Origin of the sequence: Christiangramia flava JLT2011 (genome assembly GCF_001951155.1) — a bacterium.
GTDB classification, from domain to species: domain Bacteria; phylum Bacteroidota; class Bacteroidia; order Flavobacteriales; family Flavobacteriaceae; genus Christiangramia; species Christiangramia flava.
This window is the reverse complement of record NZ_CP016359.1, coordinates 2,794,055-2,816,789: the sequence shown is the minus strand read 5'-3', so window position 1 is coordinate 2,816,789 and position 22,735 is coordinate 2,794,055. Positions and strand designations below refer to the sequence as shown.

The window sequence follows — 22,735 nt, the reverse complement described above, 5'->3', positions numbered from 1 at the left end:
CTAGTTTTTGAGGAATTTCAGCAGAAGGTCATTGAATTTTCTAGTATGCGTGAGCACCAGTCCATGCGGCGCATCTGGAATCACCTCGTAAGTGCTCTGGCTCAGTATTTCATTGCTTTTCTTTCCAGACAGTTCCAACGGAACGATTTGATCAGCATCCCCATGAACCACTAAAGTTGGAATATCGATCTTTTTAAGGTCTTCGCGGAAATCAGTTAGCCCGAAACTATCCACACAATCAATCGTAGCTTTCGGGGATGCACTGCAGGCAATGCTCCAGTAAAAATGAGCAAGATCTTCACTAATGGTATCGGTATGATCTTCAAAATTTAGAAATTTCTTTCCGAATCCGGCAAGGAAGCCTGGGCGATCTTTCCTGATTTCTTTTTTGAATCCTTCGAAAACATCTCTTTCGAGACCTTCGGGATTGTCATCCGTTTTCAGCATAAAAGGCGGAACGGCAGAAACCAGCGCAGCTTTTGCCAGTTTAGAAGTCCCATAATTTCCAATATAACGTGCTACTTCTCCACCGCCCATGGAAAATCCAACGATGATGGCGTCTGTAAGTCCGAGTTTGGTGATCAAATCATTCAGGTCTTTCGCCAGGGTATCATAGTCGTAGCCGCTCCAGGAGCGATCGCTCTTTCCGAAGCCTCTGCGGTCATACGTGATACACCTGTAACCCGCATTCACAATTTCTTCTACCTGATATTCCCACATTTGGCCGCTTAATGGCCACCCATGGATGAGAATCACCGGTTGACCCTCGCCATAATCTTCGTAATATAACTGGAGGTTTTTTCCTTTTTCCGTACTGGTTGTTTCAATAAAGCTCATAACTCTTTTTTCTATAAGTACGTAAGAAAAAGGGTCTTAGAAAAAGAATTTAAGGCATTTAGCAGGCAATTAACTTACTTTCTTAAAGCTTCACAAATTACATGATTTCGATACTACCCTTACCTTCCCTAATCACTTCAGGTTCCGGCGTAGAAAGGTCAATGACTGTGGAAGGAATATTATCGCCATAGCCACCATCTACCACAATATCCACGAGCTTATCCCATTTTTCCTTGATCAGTTCAGGATCAGTGGTATATTCAAGTACCTCGTCTTCATCTCTTATCGATGTAGAAACGATCGGGTTGCCCAGCCCTGCCACTATGGCTTTACAAATATTATTATCAGGCACCCTGATCCCCACCGTTTTCTTTTTTTTGAAGATCTTCGGAAGATTGTTTCCGCCAGGTAAAATAAAAGTGTAAGGACCCGGCAGGCAACGTTTCAGAATCTTGAAAGTCGCAGTATCGATTTGCTTGACATAATCTGAAAGATTGCTCAGGTCTTCGCAGATAAAGGAAAAATTGGCCTTTTCCAGCTTCACGTTTTTGATCTGCGCGATCTTTTCCAGGGCACTCACATTGGTAATATCGCAGCCCAGACCATAGACCGTATCGGTCGGATAGATCACCAGGCCGCCATCCCGTAAGGTTTCCACCACCTGCTGAATAAGTTTCGGACTAGGGTTTTCGTTATATATTCGAAGTAATTCGGCCATGGCTAGTTATTTAAGATTATAAGTTTCGAATTGCTTCAGTAAAATATCAGGCTTTGTCAACTTCGCTTTCCAGTTTTAGCACTTTGCTCCCGTCATCCTGTTTGATGTACAGGGCTTTGTTACCCTCTTCACCTTCACGCGTAATTTCACTGCCATCAATGGTTTTGGTCACTTTCTTGGTGTAGGTGGAAATAACCTCTCCTTTGGCAGTTCCATTACCCCATTTCCATTTTACTGTGCTTCCTTCTCGTATCATTTTTTCTCTTGAAGATACTAAGAAACCTAGTCGGATTTTGGCTAAATAACAGAAGTTTAACGACAGTTCATCACGACAGTACCTTCAGTTTCGCGAAGCGCAGCAGAAGCTTTTTGATGCCTCCCTGCTGAAAATCGATCTCGGCTTTACGGTCCTGCCCCACTCCTTCCAGGCTCAGTACTTTTCCTTTTCCGAAGCGCATGTGCTCCACTTCATCGCCCTGAGACAATTCAATGGTATTTCGGGCTTTTGCCGGTTCATTGGCCGCAGGTTTCAGTTTTCGCAGTTTTCGTAATTGCTCATCACTGGGTTTATGGGAAGGTGGAGGGGTGCCATTGGCTGGTTTCTGCTGCCTGAGCTTTGACTTATCCACTTCGTCCCCAAAAATATCGGTATTAATGAGCGGTTTGTATTTGTAATCATCCTGTGGCACCATCATATCGAGGTACTGATCATCGATCTCCTCTATAAATCGGCTGGGCTCGGCATCTACGAGTTTCCCCCAGCGATATCGTGACTGCGTATAGGTGAGATAAGCCTGCGTTTCGGCCCGTGTAAGCGCAACATAAAATAAACGGCGTTCTTCTTCCAGTTCGCTTCGGGTATTCATACTCATAGCCGACGGAAAAAGGTCTTCCTCCATCCCAACGATGTACACGTACGGAAACTCCAGCCCCTTCGCAAGGTGAATGGTCATCAAAGCCACGCGATCTTCATCTGAAGTATCCTTGTCCATATCCGTAGCCAGCGCAACATCTTCCAGGAATTCGGAAAGTGAGCCGGTGGCATCAGCCAGTTCTTTCTGTCCTTCCACAAAATCGCGGATACCATTCAGCAATTCTTCAATATTTTCGATCCGGGCAATTCCTTCGGGTGTTCCGTCCTTCTTCAGTTCCTGCACCAATCCGGTCTTTCGCGTGACCGTTTCAGCTACCTGAAAGGCATCGCTGGTTTGGTTCAGGATTGCGAAACTTTTGATCATGTTCACGAAATTCTCCAGTTTCGTCTGGGTACCACGATTGATACTCAGGTTTAAGTTATTCAGGTTTTCGATCACTTCAAAAATAGAACGACCGTGCTCATTGGCCGCAATGCTCAATCGATCCAGTGTCGTAGCACCAATTCCACGAGCAGGATAATTGATCACCCTCTTCAGTGCTTCCTCATCTTTCGGGTTCAGGATCAACCTTAAATAAGCCAGCACGTCCTTGATTTCCTTGCGCTGGTAAAAAGAAAGTCCGCCGTAAATTCGGTACGGGATATCCTTTTTCCGCAGCGCGTCTTCCATTGCCCTACTTTGCGCATTGGTTCGGTACAAAATGGCAAAATCACCGTTATTCAGCTGGTTCTGCATTTTGTTCTCGAAAATGGAACTCGCCACGTAACGCCCTTCTTCCCCATCTGTAAGCAGGCGGTTTACGATGATCTTCGGGCCGTCATCATTGGCCGTCCACACCACTTTTTCCAGCTTCGTCTTGTTCTTATCAATGATCGAGTTGGCAGCATTCACAATATTCCTGGTAGAACGATAATTCTGTTCCAAACGATACATCTGCACATCTTCATAATCTTTCTGGAAATTCAGGATATTGTTGATATTTGCTCCACGGAAGGCGTAGATACTCTGTGCGTCATCCCCTACCACGCAAATATTCTGAAATTTATCTGAAAGAGCTCGCACGATCAGGTACTGGCTGTGGTTCGTATCCTGGTACTCATCTACCAGAATATACCGAAAACGATTCTGGTACTTCTGAAGCACATCCGGGAAACGATTCAGCAGTTCGTTGGTTTTCAAGAGCAGGTCATCAAAATCCATGGCCCCGGCCTTAAAACAACGCTCCACATATTCTTTATAGATCTCTCCGAGTCTCGGCTTCTTCGACATGGCGTCGGCCTCCTGCAATTCCGGGTTCTGAAAATAAGCCTTGACCGTGATCAGGCTATTCTTATAGGAAGAAATCCGGCTATAGACCTGTTTGTATTTATACACATCTTTGTCCAGCCTAAAATCTTTAATGATCGCACGAATCACGCTCTGCGAATCCTGTGTGTCATAAATGGTAAAATTGGAGGGATACCCTAACTTATCAGCCTCAAAACGCAGGATCTTGGCAAAAACCGAATGGAAAGTTCCCATCCATAAATTTTTGGCCTCGCTGTTCCCTACGATCTTCGCAATACGCTGTTTCATTTCCCGCGCCGCCTTATTGGTAAAAGTAAGCGACAGGATATTGAAAGGATCCACGCCCTGTTCCATCAGGTAAGCGATCCTAAAGGTAAGCACCCTGGTTTTCCCGGAACCCGCTCCGGCAATTACGATCATGGGCCCATCCTTCTGCAGCACCGGTGCCCTCTGTGCATCATTTAATTCGGCTAAATATGACTCCAAATTCCCTCCGTTTTAAAAGAGCTGAAAGGTACAGAAAATGCCAAAAAAAGGAAACCCGTGTGACAGGCTTTTATAAACAAATCCCGGCTCACTGTTTATTTGCCATTTTATTTAATATCTTTAATCTCCTAATTTTTGAGAGCTTTCAAAATTCATGAAATCACTATTATTTCCTGCCGTTTTCTTATTCTCACTAACACTTATGGCACAAAAAGCCCTTCAGGGAAAGGTCATCCCGGAATATGGGCCGATCTTCCAGGTGGAAACCAGCTTTAAAACCGATACCACCCAGGTAATGAAAGTGGTTTTCGATATTACCAAAAGCGAAGATCCTTCCAGTCCAAATCGCTTTATTGGGAGCGTCGCCCGTTTCCTGAACATGCACGAGATGGAAGGCGTTCCTGTTGAAAACATGCACCTGGCAATCGTGTTACACGGGCAGGCAATTACTGATATTTTAACCAACGAAGCCTACCAGGAGCATTTTCCGGAAGCTGCTTCCAATCCCAACCTTCCGCTACTGAAAGCTCTAAAGGCTCAGCATGTGGAAATTATCGCCTGCGGCCAAAGCCTGGCGATGCATCATATCAAACCTGACCAGCTTGCGGAAGAGGTCGATGTGGCACTTTCGGCCATGACTGCGCTTGTTCAGCTGCAGAACCAGGGTTATCAACTCCTAAAATTTTAAAAAATGAAGAAGTTCTTTTTTGCCTTTTTCCTCCTTCCGCTTTTCGGAATCGCACAGGGAACCAGCATTCCTGAAACCGAATATGACAAAATTGAAAGCAAAGTAATCGAGTGGCGACGTGACATTCACGAGCACCCGGAACTTTCCAATCGCGAATTTGAAACTGCCAAAAAAATAGCCGCGCACCTGCAAAGCCTGGGCATCGAGACCCAGACCGGCGTGGGAAAAACCGGTGTGGTAGGAATTCTGAAAGGGGATCATCCGGGAAAAACCGTCGCTTTACGCGCCGATATCGACGCACTGCCGGTTACCGAACAAAATGATCTTCCGTTTAAATCTACCGTAGAAACAGAATTTCTGGGCTCTAAAACAGGGGTCATGCATGCCTGTGGACACGATACGCATACGGCCATTTTAATGGGTGTAGCTGAAATTTTGTCTCAACATACAGATAAGATCAACGGAACCGTAAAATTTATTTTTCAGCCTGCAGAAGAAGGTCCGCCACCAGGTGAGGAAGGCGGAGCTGCTTTAATGATCAAGGAAGGCGTTCTGAAAAATCCCGATGTGGATGCTATTTTCGGGTTGCACATTAATGCGGCAACTCCGGTTGGAACGATTCGCTATAAACCTGAAGGTACCATGGCTGCCGTTGAAAGGTTCGTGATCAACGTTAAAGGAGTCCAGGCGCATGGTTCCGCACCCTGGAGCGGCGTGGACCCTATCCTGATCTCTGCCAAAATCATTGACGGACTTCAGACCATCATCAGCAGAAATGCGGAATTGACCGAATCTGCTTCGGTAATTACGGTTGGAAAGATCACCAGTGGCGTTCGCTTCAATATTATTCCTGAAACTGCGGAAATGATTGGTACTGTTCGAACGCTTGATCCAGACAATAAAAAGCTGATCCTCGATCGCATGAGAGAACTGGTTCCGCAAATTGCCAAAGCATACGGTGGCGAGGCGACGATCGAAATTCAGAATAATACCGCCATCACTTATAACGACCCGCAACTGACCTCGGAAATGCTTCCAACTCTAAAAAAAGTGGCGGGAGAAGGGAATGTGGAACTGGTAAAAGCCACCACGGGAGGAGAAGATTTCAGTTTTTTCCAGGAAAAAGTTCCAGGTTTGTATTTCTTCCTCGGCGGAATGCCGAAAGACGCTGAGCCTACGAGGCATCATACCCCGGGATTCTTCGTCGACGAAAGTGGGCTACTACTTGGCGTGAAGACCATGAGCCAGCTCGCAATTGATTATTTGAATAAGTAAAATATTATGCAGCCTCTTTTAGATTTCCTATCAGCTATTAGCTGGTGGCAATGGATATTGATCCTTCTGTTCGTTATCGGGATAATCGATATTATTCAAAAGAAACATACGATCATGCACAACTTCCCGATAGTAGGGCATTTGCGCTACTTCCTGGAAAGCATCGGGCCAGAACTACGGCAGTATATCGTGGCCAATAACCGGGAAGAATTGCCCTTTAACCGAAGAGAACGCGGATGGATCTACGCTTCGGCTAAAAACGAGAATAATTACGAGGGCTTCGGAACAGATCAGGATATCTACAGCACACATTACGTTTTTATCAACAATGCACTCTTGCCGTTCAAAGTTCCGGCAGGTCACCCGAATAAAAAAAATAGTGGTTTTGTACCCTGTGCAAAAGTGATGGGCGAATACAATAAGCGAAAAAGGCCATTTCGGCCGGCTTCTGTCATCAACGTTTCAGCGATGAGTTTTGGTTCTCTATCAGCGAAAGCGATCGAATCGCTGAACCAGGGATGCAAACTCTCTGGCGCCTACCACAATACCGGTGAAGGAGGTTTTTCTCCCTACCACCAAATGGGCGCCGATGTTGTTTTCCAAATCGGTACCGCCTATTTCGGCGTTCGTGATGAACACGGCAATTTTTCCATGGAAAAACTGGTGAAAATGGTCAATGATAGTCCACAAATTCGGGCGATCGAGATCAAACTCTCCCAGGGTGCCAAACCCGGAAAAGGAGGCGTGCTTCCGGCAGCCAAGATCACCAAGGAAATTTCAGAAATTCGCGGCGTTCCTATGGGCAAAGACGTGATTTCTCCAGCTTATCATTCAGCATTTGATTCCGTAGAAGGGCTGCTCGATTTCATTGAAGATATTGCCGCGAATACGGGACTTCCGGTTGGCATCAAATCGGCTGTGGGTCACCTCAACGGCTGGCATGACCTCGCACGGCTTATGGAACAGCGCGGTCACGGCCCGGATTTTATCACCATTGATGGCGGCGAAGGTGGGACCGGTGCGGCACCTCCCAGTTTTGCAGATCACGTTTCCATTCCGTGGATCTATGCTTTTTCTGACGTTTACAAGATCTTCAAAGAAAATAATCTCACTCACCGCATCGTTTTTATAGCCTCCGGAAAACTTGGTTTCCCGGCGAAAGGCGCCATGGCTTTTGCCCTGGGAGCCGACTGTATCAATGTGGCCCGCGAAGCCATGATGAGTATTGGCTGTATACAGGCACAAAGCTGCCATACCAACACCTGCCCAACCGGAGTTGCGACTCAGAACAAGTGGTTGCAGGCAGGTATTAATATTGATGATAAAGCGATGAGAACGAATTTCTATTTCACCAAATTCCGGAAGGAGCTCTTGCAGATCACCCATGCCTGTGGCTATGAACATCCCTGCCAGTTCACTATGGAAGATGCCGATATTAACCTCAGCGATAAAAACTTGGCGAAAACACTGGCCGAAACTTTTGACTATATGAAAGAAGAAGTACCTTTCACCTCGGTTCAGGAATTGCTGGACTGTCCGCATTTAGGCGGAAACCTCAATCTGGAGAAACTTAGAGAAACCGAAGAAGCTATACACTAAAACCAAATTATGAATCAGGAGCAGGTATTTGATTTTTTATTTGCCATACTGCCGGCCGCCATTGTAGGAGCCGTTGCTTTTTATTTTTTTCACACTTACCTGAAAAATGAAGAAAGCAGAAGGCGTTTCCTCCTATTACGGGAAAATCGCAAGACCGCACTTCCTCTTAAATTACAAGCCTATGAACGAATGGCCCTTTACCTGGAACGTATTTCCCCGGGGAAATTGCTTTTCCGTATCAAGCCTACTTCAGAAGAAGCTTCACTTTACGCTAATTTGCTCATCGCGAATATCGAACAGGAATTCGAGCACAACCTGGCGCAACAGATCTATCTTACTTCGGAATGCTGGGATTACATCAAAACGGCCAAGAATGCCACGATCAATCTTATTCGGAATGCGGCCGCAAAGGAAAATATTGAAACCACAGACCAGTTACGGGACCTGATTCTGAACAACATGATCGAACGCCAGCCACCAACTGATGCCGCGCTGATCTTCATCAAAAATGAGGTTAAAAACCTAACTTAAACCAGGAAGATCGTTGCGCTTTTAGCTCCATATCCTTCTTTTGCGCATATTCAAACCCTTCCTGCCACCATTGTGTCATGGCCTTTTTGTTGAAAACCAGGGAATTCTCAGTTAGTTTGGTAGGCGTGTAATAGGTGTTGAGTTTAACTTTTTTGTTAAGTGCCGCCAGTTTGCCTTCCACAATGTCATGGTATTCCACCTGGTCTAGTAAAAAACCGAACAGGTTGATCATCAGCGAAAATGGGTTTTTCCCCAGCACCTTATTATATTCCATGTTTTCGGCCTCTAGAATAATCGCATCCACTTCCGTAGCGCCTCTTTTGATAGCTTCCCGAATGGGCACCACGCAACCAAGCCCCCCATCTGCATACTCGAAACCATTCTTTTTCGCCAGGCTCATAAACGGAATGTAATTACAGCTAATCCAGATCCAGTCGCAGAAATCATCGTATTCAAACTCGTGGATCGACTTGTATTCCACCCTGTTTTTAGACAAATTTGAAACCGTGACCACCACATCCTTGACCTTACTGCGTAATTCAATAAAATCCTGATGGGAGAAATTCTTCCGAATATTCCTTTTGAGTGCCTTGCTTTCTCCAAACGTACGTTTCTGTTTTACGAACTGCCAGAACATATTGAAGTAATTGATCGTCACGTATTCCCGCCCTTCTTTCCGCTTAACCACGAAAGGATTTAGACTGAATATTTTCCGCTGGGTCACATTGGTATAAATGTCGTAGATCTTCTGAATATTGCCCGCAGCCAGGTGCGGTATGAGCAGGCTCCCTGTTGATGTCCCCAGGAACAGGTCATAATTTCGGTTCTTTTCTTCGATGAGATATTGTGCAACGCCGCCGGCAAAAGCGCCTTTGCTTCCTCCTCCAGATATGACAAGTGCTCGCATTAAGGTTCGATTTGATTAAGTTCTTTGTTCTGATTTTTGGCAAATTCGAAGCCGCTCTCCCACCATGCCGTCATCTTTTCCTTATCAAAAATAAGCGAATTGGTCGTGAGCACGCTGGGCGTATAATAAAAATTTAGGATCGCATCGTTATTCGCCGCTGCAAATTTCCCAATGCGGATATTCTGATTTTCGATCCTGTCCAGCATAAAAGCAAAGAGGTTGGTGATAAGCGAAAAGGCATTTTTGGAAGGCAGTCGGTTGAAATGGGTCACTTCCGTTTGGAGAATGATCGCGTCCACCTCGGTAGCACCGCGTTTGACCGCCTCTTCAATAGGCACCATGGAGCCCAGGCCACCATCAGCATACTCACAGCCATTTTTCTTGACCAGGCTCATAAAAGGCGTGTAATTACAGGAAATCCAGATCCATTCTATGAAATCCTCGTAATCGTAATCCCGGATACTCTTATACTCTACCTCGTTCAGCGACAAATTGGAGACCGTCACAACGATATCTTTATCTGTAGCCTTGAGCGCCTCAAATTCCGCTTTGGTAAAGGTTTCTGAAATAAGCGTTTTGAGATTATGGCTTTCACCGAAAGTTTTGCTTCCACGCAGAAAATTCCGAATAACGTTCAGGTGATTGATACTGATATTCTGGTGCCCGTGTTTCTGTTTGATCAAAAACGGACGAATACTGAAAATACTCGACTGGTTCACCGAAGTATAGATTTGCTTGATCTTTTCCACTTTTCCCAGCGCCATATGAGAAATCAGCAGACTCCCGGTAGAAGTCCCAATGAAAATATCATAGTCGTATTTTAGCTGCTGAATGAGATACTGCGCCACGCCGCCGGCAAAAGCGCCCTTACTTCCTCCACCTGAAATGACCAATGCTCGCATTATGGTGAAAGTTTAGATTGAAGATAGCTCACTGCCTTCGCATCCATTCCTTCCGCGAGAGCTTCGAGTCTTTCACGGTATTCCTGGCTTTTCAGTAATTCCTGCAGTAATTGGCGGCAATAATTCCTGAAACCGGAATTGGGATTTCCTGTTCCCAGGATGACACTCTCCAGGCTGGCATCGTTAAAAGCAGAAATCTGGTACAGGTAACTGAACGCATTCTGCTGAATTTCTATAGGCTGCCATTTTTCGGCATACCCGGCCAGTTCCTGGTAATAATCGGCATTTTTGCCCGGCTCATAATCTGGCGTTACCAGGTTCAGTGTAAGCCACAACATCCGGACGTTTTTGTTATAAAATCCTTCCACCTCCTTCAGCTTTTTAAAATAAGCAGGACGAGATTCCGGAAATTGTGACCAGAGCTTGAAAAAGCTGATTTCCTTGGTGATGTAAGAATCATCATTCAGCAAGCCTTCAAACTGCTTCTTAAAGATTTGCGGAATATTCTCCATAGTTTGAGCTACTGCCTGGCGAACATATAAATTGCCACTTTCCAAGGCTTTTTCAAACAAATCATACGCTACCTGGGAATTTTCACCCTGTAACTGATGCACGGCTTCCTGCCCCGTATAATCATTGACCGGAAAATCAAGCGCTGCACGCAACAATTCCTTTTTATCTTCCAACGGAAATTCCCTCAAACCGGCAACCTGTAAATATTGCTGAATAAATTCAGACCTTTTCAATGATTCCAGAGCCTGAGAAGCTTTGAAAGCCGATTGTTCCAGCCAGTCTTTCTTAAATTGTTCCAGGTCCTGACCAGACACCAGCTCCATTTCTGTGAGAAACTTCTCGGTAGTAGGATTCTGAAAACTGTAATGATTCAGGTAATTTTTTATTCCTTCCCGAAAAGCTGCATCGCCCACCTGCTCCCGAAGCATGTGAAGCACCCAGGCACCTTTCTGGTAATAGGTCAACGAGTTGTTCCCGGTTCGCAAAACCGCCTGCCCCTTGCCAGAATCGCTGGCTTCCTTAAGCTGCTCGGCTGTTTGATATAGTTTCCAGTAATAATAATCTTCACCAAAGATCTCTTTTTCAGCCAGCAGCGCATAATAGGTCGCAAAACCCTCGTTGAGCCAGTGATGTTTGCCGGAATGCTCGGTTACCAGATCTCCAAACCACTGGTGAGCCAGTTCGTGTGCATTGACGTTCACGTAATTCTGATCGTTAAAACCAATAGAATCGGTCATCAGCGACTCGGCAAAAATGGTCGTCCCGGTATTTTCCATTCCACCGTAGAGAAAATTCACGACCGGTAACTGTTTATAATTTTGCCAGGGAAAAGGAACACCGATCTCTTTTTCGAAAAAGTCGAAGATCTCTTTGGAATAGCGATAAGTAGCTTCAGCTTTTCCGGCTTCCGGTTTCCGGAAATACATTTTTAACGGAACGCCTGAAGCAGCATTTTCAGTCAACGAATCAAACTGCGCAGCAGCCATTCCAACCAGGTAACTGCTCATGGGCTTTTCCATATCGTATTGCCAGGTAATGAGCGAATCGTTTTCACTACGCGATTTCAGCAAGCCATTCGCGATAAGCTGGTATGACTTCGGAAAAATATAAGTTAGATCAAATTCCAGTTTTTCCCGTAACTCGTCAAAGCTTGGCAGCCAGTTGGAAGTGTATTTTCCCTGTCCCTGTGTCCAGACTTCGCGGGCCGCTTCAGGAGTCTTGTCCTGCCAGTTGATGAAATACATAGCTGATTCGGGGTACGCTGTATATTTCAGGTCCAACTCATTAGAAACCGAAGGAGCGAATGTAGATAATACATAAATCCCCGTGTCATCGGTATAAAATCTGGCCTTTTCGCCATTCAGCAGAACTTCTGAAAATTCCATTTTTCGTCCATCGATCTTCAAGGTATCGGCCTGCTCTAAAATCGCAAAGGTGAAATGAACCGAACCCAGAACCTCCTGCTGCTCCGGCCGTATTTCAAGCCTCGCCTGAAGTTTCTGAAAATCAAATTGTGCTAACTGGTCACTGGTCGTTTTTTGAGCTGTAAGGGCAGAAACAGCCAAAAGCAAGAAAAGAAGGATATTTTTAGACATGAAATCCGGGCGAATTACTACTGCAAAGTACGAAATAGGCCGATGAAAGCATAAGTAATTTTAAGAAAACACCGTGCCTTTGCAATTTCAGGGGTTTTAATATCTTCGCTTTATCATGCAGAATGTCCTTCACACTCCCATTGAATACCTGAAAGGCGTAGGTCCCAATCGCGGCGAAACCCTGCGCAAGGAACTGGGCATTCACACCTATATGGACCTGATCAATTTCTTTCCGAACCGCCACATCGATAAAACCCGATTTTACAAGATCAACGAATTACAACGCAATTCATCTGATGTGCAACTGGTTGGGAAAATTGTGCATTTCAAAACCGTGGAACAAAAACGGGGAAAACGACTGGTGGCCGATTTTATCGACGAAACCGGCCGAATGGAACTCGTGTGGTTCCGGGGTCACAAGTGGGTAAGGGAAAACCTTAAACTGAACGTGCCATACGTCATCTTCGGAAAGACGAACTGGTTTAACGGAGTGTTCAGCATGCCACATCCGGAAATGGAATTACTGGCAGACTACAAGAAGAATCTTCGAACGGCGATGCAGCCGGTTTATCCTTCTACGGAATTGCTTCAGAAAAAAGGAATCACCAATCGTGCGATCATGAAATTGATCCAGGAAGTGATGAAACAATCGGGTCTTCGTTTTGGCGAAACACTGAACCAGGAAATCGTTCAGGAGCTGAATCTCATTTCAAAATCTGAAGCGATTTTCAATGTGCATTTTCCGAAGAATCAGGAACTGTTAGCAAAGGCACAATTCCGGTTAAAATTTGAAGAATTGTTCTTCATACAATTGCAATTAATTCGGAAAAACCTGCTTCATAAACGCAAAATAAAAGGACTGATTTTCGAAGAAATTGGGGAGAATTTTAACCGGTTCTACAAAGAGCATTTACCCTTCGAACTAACGGGTGCTCAGAAGCGCGTGATCAAGGAAATTCGGAGCGACCTGGGCAGCGGCGCCCAGATGAATCGGCTTTTACAGGGAGATGTGGGATCCGGCAAGACAATTGTAGCACTCATGTCAATGTTCATGGCACTTGACAACGGATTTCAGGCTTGTTTAATGGCGCCTACTGAAATTTTGTCAGTCCAGCATTACAATGGTTTATCTGAATTATGTAAAGAACTGAATACCAGTATTTATTTGCTTACTGGTTCAACCAAAACTTCAGATCGAAAAGAAATTCACGAAAAACTGGAAAATGGTGAAATTGATATCCTTATCGGCACCCATGCGCTGCTGGAAGACAAGGTGAAATTTCAAAATTTAGGCCTTGCAATTATCGATGAACAACACCGTTTTGGAGTGGCTCAGCGAGCCAAATTATGGAAGAAAAATTCCATCCCACCACACATCCTGGTAATGACCGCCACCCCTATCCCGAGAACCCTTGCAATGAGTCTTTATGGCGACCTCGATATTTCGGTAATCGATGAACTTCCTCCGGGTAGAAAACCGATCAAAACCGTACATCGTTTTGACAGTAACAGGCTGAAAGTTTTCCGTTTTATCAAGGAAGAAATTATGAAAGGCCGGCAGGTTTATATCGTATACCCGCTCATCCAGGAATCGGAAAAAATGGATTATAAAGATCTCATGGATGGGTATGAAAGTATTGCCCGGGAATTTCCAGATTACCAGATCAGCATCGTACATGGCCAAATGAAACCCGCCGATAAAGACTATGAAATGGATCGATTCTTACGGAAGGAAACCCAGATCATGGTAGCCACCACCGTTATCGAAGTGGGCGTAAATGTTCCCAATGCGAGTGTGATGATCATAGAAAGTGCAGAAAGATTCGGACTTTCCCAGCTTCACCAGCTCCGAGGCCGGGTGGGCCGTGGTGCCGAGCAGAGCTATTGCATCCTGATGACTGGACATAAACTTTCGGAAGACAGTAAAACCCGGTTGCAAACCATGACTTCTAACAACGACGGATTCCAGATCGCAGAGGTTGACCTGAAGCTCAGGGGGCCGGGAGATCTCATGGGAACCCAGCAAAGCGGTGTTTTAAACCTGAAAATTGCCGATATCGTCAAAGACAATTCCATACTGAGTACGGCACGCTGGTATGCTTCCAAAATTCTGAAGGAAGATCCTGACCTTTCCGATGAAAAGAATCGACACATCCGAAATGCCTTTGCCAGACTGATGAAAGATCGTACGATCTGGAACTACATAAGCTAAATAAACCCCTATAATACAGTTCCTTACAACTGTTTCCGGCTTTAATCAGAGTACTTCATCGGTTAATTTTAAACCTTCATCGAAAATGGGATGCGAAAAGTACGGGATATCCCTTATTCGGTTACATTTAAAACTCTAATCAATTAACATTCAATCCGATATGAAAAAACTAACCCCCCTTTTCATTCTGGCACTGATGCTGTCAGGATGTAGTACAGAATCGCTGGATTCTGAAGAACTTATTGTGGCTGATGCGAAAGGCGGTAATCCGCAAAACGAAGAATCAGTTATCAGTTTTGTAATTCCTGAAACCATTTGCGCCGGAGAAGAAGCCATCTTCTATTTGTTAGCTGAAGTTGGCACCAATTTACAAGTTCAGCAACTAGACGACGCAACCGGAGAGTATTTCCAATTATTTCAGTTAGCAAAATCTACGTCTGAAACCACAGAGGTTCCATTAACATGGGGTGATCCAGGAGAATACACCCTTCGCTATAAAACCGCAAAAGGCTTTTCTGAAGATATTTTGGTTACTGTCACGCAATGTACCATTTGTGAAGAAATGTTCTATTACGAAGATGGTGACGAAGAAAATGAATATGTATTCACCTATACTTCCGAAGAGGATATAGAGGATGCGCTTTTGACCTTTACTTTTGCCCAGGCCACAGCTGTAGCCGGTTTAGAAGATTGGACTCATAATGGTAATGGCAATTCTCAAACCTATGAAATGCACATGGATATTGAAAGCTGTGAGACCTACCAATGGTCAGTGATCCTTATTAAGGACTGTAACGGAAGTGCTCCTAAAAACAACCTATGGACAGATTTTAAAGTCAATGATATTTCCAAAAAAGGAGATTTAGAGAACATCACTCAAATTTGTAATTAACACCTATAAAAATTCTGTTGGAAGCCACTCTAAGGAGTGGCTTTTTTTATTCAACCAAACATTTAACTTACTGAATTTCATATTCATACAAACATTTCCGTATATTTAATAGCCGAAAATTCTATTACCACACTTACCCGTTTGAAACGACCCACTACCGGCTTCCTACAACTTACTTCTGCCATGCCGGATAAATAGAATTTTAACCATTAAAACCAACAATTATGAAATCAGTTATTCAACGTGCGCTGGCGAGTGCCACCCTTTTCCTGTTCCTAAGCGTGACCTATGCACAGCAGACCACCCAGGTATCTACAACTGTAAACCCCAGTGAAGAACTTTACCAGCATTACAAGCAAAATGGTATTGATGCAGCCATCAAAATGTACGATTCCAGCCCTTCCAAAGGCGACGAATACACCTTGCTTTCCGAACCACTGAACGTTTTGGGTTATCGGCTTATGGATGAGGGCGATCTGGATGCTGCAGAAAAGGCTTTTAAAGCCCAGATCGATGAATATCCCAACGAAGCCAACCCCTACGATTCGTATGCCGACCTGCTGATGGAGAAAGGTGATGAAGCAGGCGCCAAGAAAAATTACCAGAAGGCCATTGAACTTTCTGCAACCATGGATGACGCGGAAGCTAAACAACAAATGCTCGAAGCTTCAAAATCCAAGCTGGCCATGCTCGAAGGAGCCGGTTCAGACCTTCAGTTCCTAAAAGGCAAATGGAATACGAAAATGTTCCGCATCCAGGATGGAGAGAAAAACATGACCCAGCAGGGAAGTGTGGAGTTCAGTGCCAATGGTAAAAACAATGTTCTAACAGGCATTATGAAAGACAAAAATGGAGATTATGTGGGAACCAGGATCATCGCCTATGATGCAATTGATGAGCAGTACGATATGGTGTTTGCCGGAAATTCCCCAAATGGAATCGAAACTTCGGTATTGAAAATTGAGGAATCCTCCCCTCAGAAAGTAGTTTTTACTGAAGCATATGAAGAAAACGGTAAGAAAATGATGGTTCGTCATATACTGAATAAAGCTTCAGGTGATATCGCCTGGGAAATTCATGAATTGAAAGGCGACCAGGAAAATCCGGTAGCTGAAATGACTTTCACCAAGCAATGATTATCAGTCAACGACTAAGCATCTGAAAGGGGCCAAAAATGGCTCCTTTTTCTTTTATTGAGATTATGCAAACAAATTTGGTAATACTATCTTTGCGTTTCGAAAAAGATAACCCATGAAAATTTCATACAACTGGTTAAAACAGTTTATAAAATTACCTGAAGATGCCGAAAAAACCGGCGAACTATTAACCGATCTTGGCCTGGAGGTAGAGGGAATTTCTAATTTCCAAAGCGTAAAAGGTGGCCTGGAAGGTGTCGTGGTTGGCCATGTGCTTTCCTGTGATCCACACCCAAATGCAGATCGCCTAAAGCTCACCAATATCCATTTAGGAAATGGCGAGGAGGTTCAGATCGTTTGTGGCGCTCCCAATATTGCGACTGGCCAAAAGGTTCCCGTGGCTACTGTTGGCACGGTGTTGTATGACGAAAAAGGAGAATCCTGGGAGATTAAAAAAGGAAAAATTCGCGGGGAAGCCAGCCTTGGAATGGTCTGTTCTGAAAAAGAACTTGGCCTGGGTCAAAGTCATGAAGGAATCCTGGTGATGAGCGATGATTTGGTTCCCGGAACTCCGGTTGCGGAAATCTTTGAGGTCGAAAATGACGAGGTTTTTGAAATAGGCCTAACGCCAAACCGGGCTGATGCCATGAGCCACTGGGGCGTTGCGCGTGACTTGAAAGCTGGGTACCAGCAACAGGGACAGGTAATGGAGTTGATCACCCCTTCCGTAAGTAGTTTTCATGTAGATAACCGTAGCCTGAAGGTCCAGATCAAAGTGGAAGATTCAAACCTGGCACCTAGATATTGCGGAGTGACGCTCTCTGATGTAAAAGTGGAAGAATCTCCGAAATGGCTTAGGAACCGACTCAAAGCTATTGGCCTGTCGCCAAAAAACAACGTGGTTGACGCTACGAATTACGTCATGCATGAACTTGGGCAACCTCTCCACGCTTTTGATGCCGGAAAAATTGCCGGAAACGAGATCAACGTAAAAACCCTGGAAGCAGGAACCCGCTTTGTAACCTTAGATGGGGAAGAAAGAGAATTGCACGAAGAGGACCTGATGATTTGTGATGCTGAAAAACCGCTGTGTATCGCAGGAGTTTTTGGCGGGCAAAATAGCGGGGTTACTGAAAATACCACACAGGTATTCCTGGAAAGTGCCTATTTTAATCCGGTAAGTGTAAGGAAAACTGCTAAAAGACATGGGCTCAATACCGATGCTTCTTTCCGTTTTGAAAGAGGGATTGACCCGAATTCTGTAGAATATGCACTAAAAAGAGCGGCCCTTCTGATCAAAGAAATCGCAGGTGCCGAAATCACCAGTGATATTGATGACCTGTATCCGAAGAAAATAGAAGATTTCCAGGTATTTCTAACCTTCGACAAGGTGAATAAACTAATTGGTGAGAACCTCCAGGAGGAAACTATTAAATCCATCCTCGCTTCTTTAGAAATTCGGGTAAACAATGTTACGGAAACCGGAATGGGTCTCACGATCCCTTCTTATCGTGTAGATGTGCAGCGAGAATCTGATGTGATTGAAGAGATCCTTCGGGTGTATGGTTACAACAATATCAAATTTGGTGAAAAACTGAAGCTTTCGGTTGCGAATTCCACCCGATTTGAAGATTATAAAATTCAGAATATTATTGCCGGGCAATTGATTGGCCAGGGATTTTATGAGACCATGTCCAATTCGCTTACAACCTCTGCATATCACGAGCTGAGCGAGGAGATCAAGGATGAATATCAGGTTTCGATGCTGAACCCGTTGAGCAAAGACCTTTCGGTTCTGAGGCAATCCATGTTGTTTTCCGGTCTGGAAACCATCAGCTACAACCTCAACAGGAAAAGAGAACATATCAAGATTTTTGAATTCGGAAAGACCTATCACTCCTACGTAAGCGGAAGGGAAGAAAATAAACATCTTGCGCTATTTGTTTCTGGCAAAAGAGCTGCGGAAAGCTGGAACAGCACTCCGGGAAATGGAAGTTTTTTCTATTTCAAAGGAATTGTGGAAGGAATCTTTGAAAAACTGGGTATTCAGAATCTTTCTGTAAAGAGCGGAAAAAGCGATGTTTTCTCAGAAGCCCTTCAGCTGAATTCCAAAAAAGCGAAACTGGTGGAATTCGGGACAGTCAGAAAAATTATTCTGAAAAAGTTCGATATCGAGCAGGAAGTACTGTTCGCAGATTTTAACTGGGATGCCATTCTCAAAACTGCCAGAACGAGTACTACTGTTTTCCGAAGTATTCCGAAATATCCGGCAATGCGCAGAGATTTTGCCTTATTGCTGGACCAAAAGACGACTTACGAGGAAATCGAACAGATTGCCCGTCAAACAGAGAAAAAGCTACTGAAAAATGTGAATTTGTTTGATGTATATGAAGGTGATAATCTCCCCGAAGGCAAGAAAAGTTACGCGGTGAGTTTTACTTTCCAGGATGAAAACAAAACCCTTACTGATAAGCAGGTAGACAAATTAATGGGGAAACTCCAGTACCGATTTGAGAAAGAGCTCAACGCGGAGCTCCGATAATAAAGAAGGCCGGTCTGAAACCGGCCTTTTTGTTTTAAGGAAATGACTTAAAAATATCATCTATATACTGCCTGAGCGATCGCTCCAGGCGGCGATCAGTGATCTCTTCACTAGAAGTACCTCTCCATAGAATCTCATTGGTGCGGCGGTCTATAAAATCAATTACAACCGACTTATTTTTGTAGGGCACCTGCTCCACACGCGGCCCATCGATACGCTGAATGGTAAAATAATTATCGTACATAAAATCTTTGTAGTAAGAACCGATATAAAAATCAGGGCGGTAGTACGAATAATTCGTATAAACAGGGTTCGCGTTAACCGCAACTTTCTCATCGAACATGGGATGAATGTATACCAGTACATCAGGTGTATTCCTTTCCAGCGAAAACCCCTGCTCTGTCATGTTCTCATTAATTGCACCTACAATGGTGGATTGCACCAGGTCATTTTCAAATTCTCTGCTGCGAATGGTATCCTTATTTGGTAATAAGGCATAGGTGCTGTAGGATTTCAATTTCTTCTGATCATCTTTCGCGGTCGGTGCACTGGAACCGCAGGAAAAAAGCACCATTGCCATTACTAAAAATAAACTGGCTTTCAACATTTTCATAATCTTAATTTTTAAGGGAAAGTACCAATTTTACTAAGCTTCCAAAAGTCTGAAACAGCTTTTGACGTTTATTTAACGCATAAAAAAACAGCCCAATTGGGCTGTTTTCATTCAGTATAAATAGACTATTATTTTCCTGGCAAAAGAACCGTGTCAATCACGTGGATCACTCCATTTGACTGGTTCACATCTGCAATCGTTACAGTCGCGACGTTCCCGTTCTCGTCTTTGACCTTTACGGCATCGCCATCCATCATAGCCATTAGTTTACCACCACTTACCGTTGTAAATGTAGCCGTTCCATTCCCGGCTTTGATGGCTTTCATAATATCCTTAGCCTTATAATCTCCTGCAAGCACATGATAGGTAAGAATCGTTTGCAACTGTTTCTTATTTTCATCTTTTAATAAAGTGGCAACCGTTCCTTCCGGCAATTTTTCAAAAGCTGCATTGGTAGGAGCAAAAACGGTAAATGGGCCTTCACCCGCCAGTACATCTACAAGCCCTGCCGCTTTTACAGCTGCAACCAGTGTAGTATGATCTTGAGAGTTCACAGCGTTTTCCACAATATTTTTTGAAGGATACATTTCAGCTCCACCTACCATCTTGGTTTTTGATTGCGCAAGGGCGTTACTGGTTGTTAATCCTACTAAGAATACTGCGATAAAAAATTTAAGATTTTTCATAATTTATGTTTGTTATTAGTTCAATAAACAAACGCAGTGCCCAGCTTTACGGTTTTGAAAAAAGGCTATTTTGGCTTAGTATTAACAACTGTCCAGACCTTCATTCAGCGGTTTCAAATTGCTATTTTAAACATAAATGTTTAATTTAGAGCCGCTAAAGAGAAAGAAAATGAAGCTGAAAATTTCCCGAACCAATATCCAGTCCAGACTTACTCATCAACGTAATAAACAAACTTCGGAAGAATCCTTACTTCAGGAGGTCTGCCAGATTCTTCAGAATTCGGGAAAAAGCGACGAAGCGATTCTAAAAAGCCTGCAGGAAGAAAATTCAGAAGTTTCGAATGAATTCATTTTTGATGAATTGGAAAGCGACCGCATCTACCATATTGATCAGATCTACAAGATCTGCGTGGATTACCGCTTGCGTTTTTTAGATTCGCGTTATTTCAAATCAACTTTGCCTTCCGAAGCACTGCAGAAGATCAAAGCATTGGAAAAAACCCATCAAACAGAATTGAAAGGTTTCAAAATCCTGGCGCCTTCCAAATTATTCAAATTGGAGAACGCAGACGATCCCCTTCTTTTTGCTCCTATTGGGAATGACTATTATTACCTCATCCATAAATGGGGCAATGACCTGCACCCACTTCGGAAAATGATGATGTGGCCCTTTAAGTCCCTGGAAAATTTGATCGTACTGTTACTGGCAGTGAGTTTCCTTCTCGCACTTATGGTTCCCGAAGGCTTGTTTTCGCAACATCAAACTACCACCGAGTTTTTAATGATCTTTTTCTTCATGTTCAAATGGGTCGCCGGACTTGCTATTTTCTACGGATTTAAAAAAGGAAAAAATTTCAATACTGAAATCTGGAACAGCAAATTCTATAACGCATAACGTTAATTTCCCTTTAAACAATAGGCCAGCATAAACAGTTTTTGGTACTTTAGAAGCTCAATTGAACTACTATGAGTACCGAAGAAACTTACAAGCGCGTATACACTGGTTCTGAGACCAATGTGCAATATTTACAGGAAATGTTCGATAAATCGGGCATTCACTCCCGGGTAAGAAATGATTTTGATTCCGGTTTACGGGCGGGGTTTGGCGGCGGACTCCCCGGCCAGGTTCAACTATTTGTATTGCAGAGCCATTATACCGAAGCGGTGAATATTGCCAAAACCACCTTTCCAAAAGACTTCGAAAATGAGTGAAAACGCTACTGAAAACCAACCGGTAAAAAATAAAAATATCTGGAACCTCGTTTTGGGAATTCTCTTCTTGGGTTATGGAGCTTTTCGTTTATGGCAAAAAACACAAATGGAGGAGACCGATACTTTCGGCGTCCTCCTGTCTTTAGTTCTTATCGGAATTGGGATCTACGACTTGTACAAATATTTTAAAGGCGTGTGATTACCATTTTATAATCGCGCTTCCCCAGGTAAACCCGCTACCAAAAGCAGCCAAAACAACCACATCCTCATCCTTGATCCTGCCTTCTTCCCAGGCTTCAGTAAGCGCAATGGGTATGGACGCAGCTGTGGTATTTCCGTAGCGCTGAATATTATTATAGACTTTCTCATCCGGCAATCGGAATTTTTGCTGAATGAACTGTGAAATCCTCAAATTTGCCTGGTGCGGAATGAGCATATCGATATCCTTTATATCCAATCCGTTAGCCTGAAGTCCTTCATTGATTACCTCGGAAAAACGAACTACCGCATTTTTGAATACGAACTGTCCATTCATGTACGGGTAATATGGAATATCATCCCCTTGTGGGTTTTCAGCGATGATTTCTGGCACCCAATGATTGGTACTTGGCCCTTTTAAAGACAGTTCCAACGCATGCTTTCCTTCTGAATGAAGATGGGTAGACAAAATCCCCTGACCATTGTGATCACTTCGCGTCAAGACTGCGGCTCCTGCGCCATCTCCAAATATCACCGACACTGAACGGCCTCGAGTGGTAAAATCTAGCCCGCCACTGTGATTTTCACTACCTATCACCAAAACGTTCTTATACATTCCGGTTTTAATGAATTGATCAGCCACAGAAAGTGCATAGACAAACCCACTACACTGGTTGCGAACATCTAAGGCAGGACAGGTGTGAATATCCAGCATTTCCTGGACCTGTACGCCACATCCAGGGAAATAATAATCTGGACTTAGCGTTGCGAAAACAATCAGGTCTACATCGTCTTTGGATATTTTAGCCCTTTCCAAAGCAATCTTTGCGGCCTTCGCACCCATACTGGCTGTGGTGTTTCCATCCCCTTTTTTGATGTGTCGCCTTTCCTTAATACCCGTACGTTCGGTAATCCACTCATCATTGGTGTCCATCATCTTGGAAAGATCATCATTTGTCACCACGTTTTCCGGGACATACTTTCCTAATCCCGCAATTTTAGACTGATACATAGACCAAAAATTAAATAAT

The 22,735-nt window shown here is 44.0% G+C and carries 21 protein-coding genes; 11 read left to right on the top strand and 10 right to left on the bottom strand.

Features of this window, described 5'->3' with window-relative positions:
* The 4 genes from GRFL_RS12325 to GRFL_RS12310 form a co-directional block, all read right to left on the bottom strand.
* The gene (locus GRFL_RS12325; RefSeq protein ID WP_083644911.1) at positions 1-837 is read right to left on the bottom strand and encodes an alpha/beta fold hydrolase; all 837 of its coding nucleotides are present in this window, start codon (positions 835-837) and stop codon (positions 1-3) included.
* Positions 838-934: 97 nt separating this feature from the next.
* A complete protein-coding gene (locus tag GRFL_RS12320; protein ID WP_083644910.1) occupies positions 935-1,555 on the bottom strand; it encodes an L-threonylcarbamoyladenylate synthase in 621 nt (206 codons plus the stop codon).
* Positions 1,556-1,601: 46 nt separating this feature from the next.
* Positions 1,602-1,811, bottom strand: coding sequence for a hypervirulence associated TUDOR domain-containing protein (locus tag GRFL_RS12315; RefSeq protein ID WP_083644909.1), 210 nt, complete (start codon positions 1,809-1,811; stop codon positions 1,602-1,604).
* A gap of 70 nt (positions 1,812-1,881) precedes the next feature.
* Positions 1,882-4,203, bottom strand: a complete 2,322-nt coding sequence (locus GRFL_RS12310; RefSeq protein ID WP_083644908.1) for an ATP-dependent helicase — start codon at positions 4,201-4,203, stop codon at positions 1,882-1,884.
* Positions 4,204-4,357: 154 nt separating this feature from the next.
* On the opposite strand from GRFL_RS12310, the gene GRFL_RS12305 reads away from it, so the two are divergent.
* The 4 genes from GRFL_RS12305 to GRFL_RS12290 are packed head-to-tail and all read left to right on the top strand — an operon-like array spanning position 4,358 to position 8,296.
* Entirely contained in the window at positions 4,358-4,891 is a 534-nt protein-coding gene (locus GRFL_RS12305; protein WP_083644907.1) for a DsrE family protein, read from the top strand.
* Between the two features lie 3 nt (positions 4,892-4,894).
* Complete coding sequence (locus GRFL_RS12300) at positions 4,895-6,166, top strand: amidohydrolase (protein ID WP_083644906.1); 1,272 nt, start codon at positions 4,895-4,897, stop codon at positions 6,164-6,166.
* Between the two features lie 6 nt (positions 6,167-6,172).
* Positions 6,173-7,765 carry an FMN-binding glutamate synthase family protein gene (locus GRFL_RS12295; RefSeq protein ID WP_083644905.1) on the top strand — a complete coding sequence of 531 codons (1,593 nt, stop codon included), beginning with the start codon at positions 6,173-6,175 and terminating at the stop codon, positions 7,763-7,765.
* 9 nt (positions 7,766-7,774) lie between these two features.
* A complete protein-coding gene (locus GRFL_RS12290) occupies positions 7,775-8,296 on the top strand; it encodes a DUF7935 family protein (protein WP_083644904.1) in 522 nt (173 codons plus the stop codon).
* Here GRFL_RS12290 and GRFL_RS12285 read toward each other — a convergent pair.
* Genes GRFL_RS12285 through GRFL_RS12275 form a run of 3 tightly spaced genes read right to left on the bottom strand, consistent with a single transcriptional unit; the run spans position 8,280 to position 12,213 of the window.
* Complete coding sequence (locus tag GRFL_RS12285) at positions 8,280-9,203, bottom strand: patatin-like phospholipase family protein (RefSeq protein WP_083644903.1); 924 nt, start codon at positions 9,201-9,203, stop codon at positions 8,280-8,282. The genes GRFL_RS12290 and GRFL_RS12285 overlap by 17 nt on opposite strands.
* A complete protein-coding gene (locus GRFL_RS12280) occupies positions 9,203-10,105 on the bottom strand; it encodes a patatin-like phospholipase family protein (protein ID WP_083644902.1) in 903 nt (300 codons plus the stop codon). The genes GRFL_RS12285 and GRFL_RS12280 overlap by 1 nt, the downstream gene beginning before the upstream one ends.
* Positions 10,105-12,213, bottom strand: coding sequence for a M1 family metallopeptidase (locus tag GRFL_RS12275; protein WP_083644901.1), 2,109 nt, complete (start codon positions 12,211-12,213; stop codon positions 10,105-10,107). Before GRFL_RS12275 ends, GRFL_RS12280 begins: the two co-directional genes overlap by 1 nt.
* Before the next feature lie 115 nt (positions 12,214-12,328).
* Between GRFL_RS12275 and recG the strand changes: the two genes are divergently transcribed.
* The 4 genes from recG (at position 12,329) to pheT (ending at position 18,995) form a co-directional block, all read left to right on the top strand.
* The gene (gene recG / locus GRFL_RS12270) at positions 12,329-14,425 is read left to right on the top strand and encodes an ATP-dependent DNA helicase RecG (protein ID WP_083644900.1); all 2,097 of its coding nucleotides are present in this window, start codon (positions 12,329-12,331) and stop codon (positions 14,423-14,425) included.
* Between the two features lie 160 nt (positions 14,426-14,585).
* Complete coding sequence (locus GRFL_RS12265) at positions 14,586-15,317, top strand: hypothetical protein (protein WP_083644899.1); 732 nt, start codon at positions 14,586-14,588, stop codon at positions 15,315-15,317.
* Positions 15,318-15,541: 224 nt separating this feature from the next.
* The gene (locus GRFL_RS12260; protein ID WP_083644898.1) at positions 15,542-16,453 is read left to right on the top strand and encodes a tetratricopeptide repeat protein; all 912 of its coding nucleotides are present in this window, start codon (positions 15,542-15,544) and stop codon (positions 16,451-16,453) included.
* 115 nt (positions 16,454-16,568) lie between these two features.
* Positions 16,569-18,995, top strand: coding sequence for a phenylalanine--tRNA ligase subunit beta (pheT, locus tag GRFL_RS12255; RefSeq protein WP_083644897.1), 2,427 nt, complete (start codon positions 16,569-16,571; stop codon positions 18,993-18,995).
* A gap of 34 nt (positions 18,996-19,029) precedes the next feature.
* On the opposite strand, the gene GRFL_RS12250 is transcribed toward pheT, so the two are convergent.
* Positions 19,030-19,608 (bottom strand): DUF4136 domain-containing protein, encoded by a 579-nt coding sequence (locus GRFL_RS12250; protein ID WP_083644896.1) that lies wholly within the window; start codon positions 19,606-19,608, stop codon positions 19,030-19,032.
* 128 nt (positions 19,609-19,736) lie between these two features.
* Positions 19,737-20,294, bottom strand: coding sequence for a fasciclin domain-containing protein (locus GRFL_RS12245; RefSeq protein ID WP_083644895.1), 558 nt, complete (start codon positions 20,292-20,294; stop codon positions 19,737-19,739).
* 169 nt (positions 20,295-20,463) lie between these two features.
* Here GRFL_RS12245 and GRFL_RS12240 point away from each other — a divergent pair, with 169 nt between their 5' ends.
* From GRFL_RS12240 to GRFL_RS12230, 3 genes are all read left to right on the top strand, one after another.
* The gene (locus GRFL_RS12240) at positions 20,464-21,189 is read left to right on the top strand and encodes a hypothetical protein (RefSeq protein ID WP_083646114.1); all 726 of its coding nucleotides are present in this window, start codon (positions 20,464-20,466) and stop codon (positions 21,187-21,189) included.
* A 71-nt stretch (positions 21,190-21,260) separates the two neighbouring features.
* Positions 21,261-21,506 (top strand): putative signal transducing protein, encoded by a 246-nt coding sequence (locus tag GRFL_RS12235; protein WP_083644894.1) that lies wholly within the window; start codon positions 21,261-21,263, stop codon positions 21,504-21,506.
* The gene (locus GRFL_RS12230; RefSeq protein WP_083644893.1) at positions 21,499-21,705 is read left to right on the top strand and encodes a hypothetical protein; all 207 of its coding nucleotides are present in this window, start codon (positions 21,499-21,501) and stop codon (positions 21,703-21,705) included. Before GRFL_RS12235 ends, GRFL_RS12230 begins: the two co-directional genes overlap by 8 nt.
* On the opposite strand, the gene GRFL_RS12225 is transcribed toward GRFL_RS12230, so the two are convergent.
* Entirely contained in the window at positions 21,706-22,716 is a 1,011-nt protein-coding gene (locus GRFL_RS12225) for a 3-oxoacyl-ACP synthase III family protein (protein WP_083644892.1), read from the bottom strand. It lies immediately after the preceding gene.
* Positions 22,717-22,735: the final 19 nt, after the last annotated feature.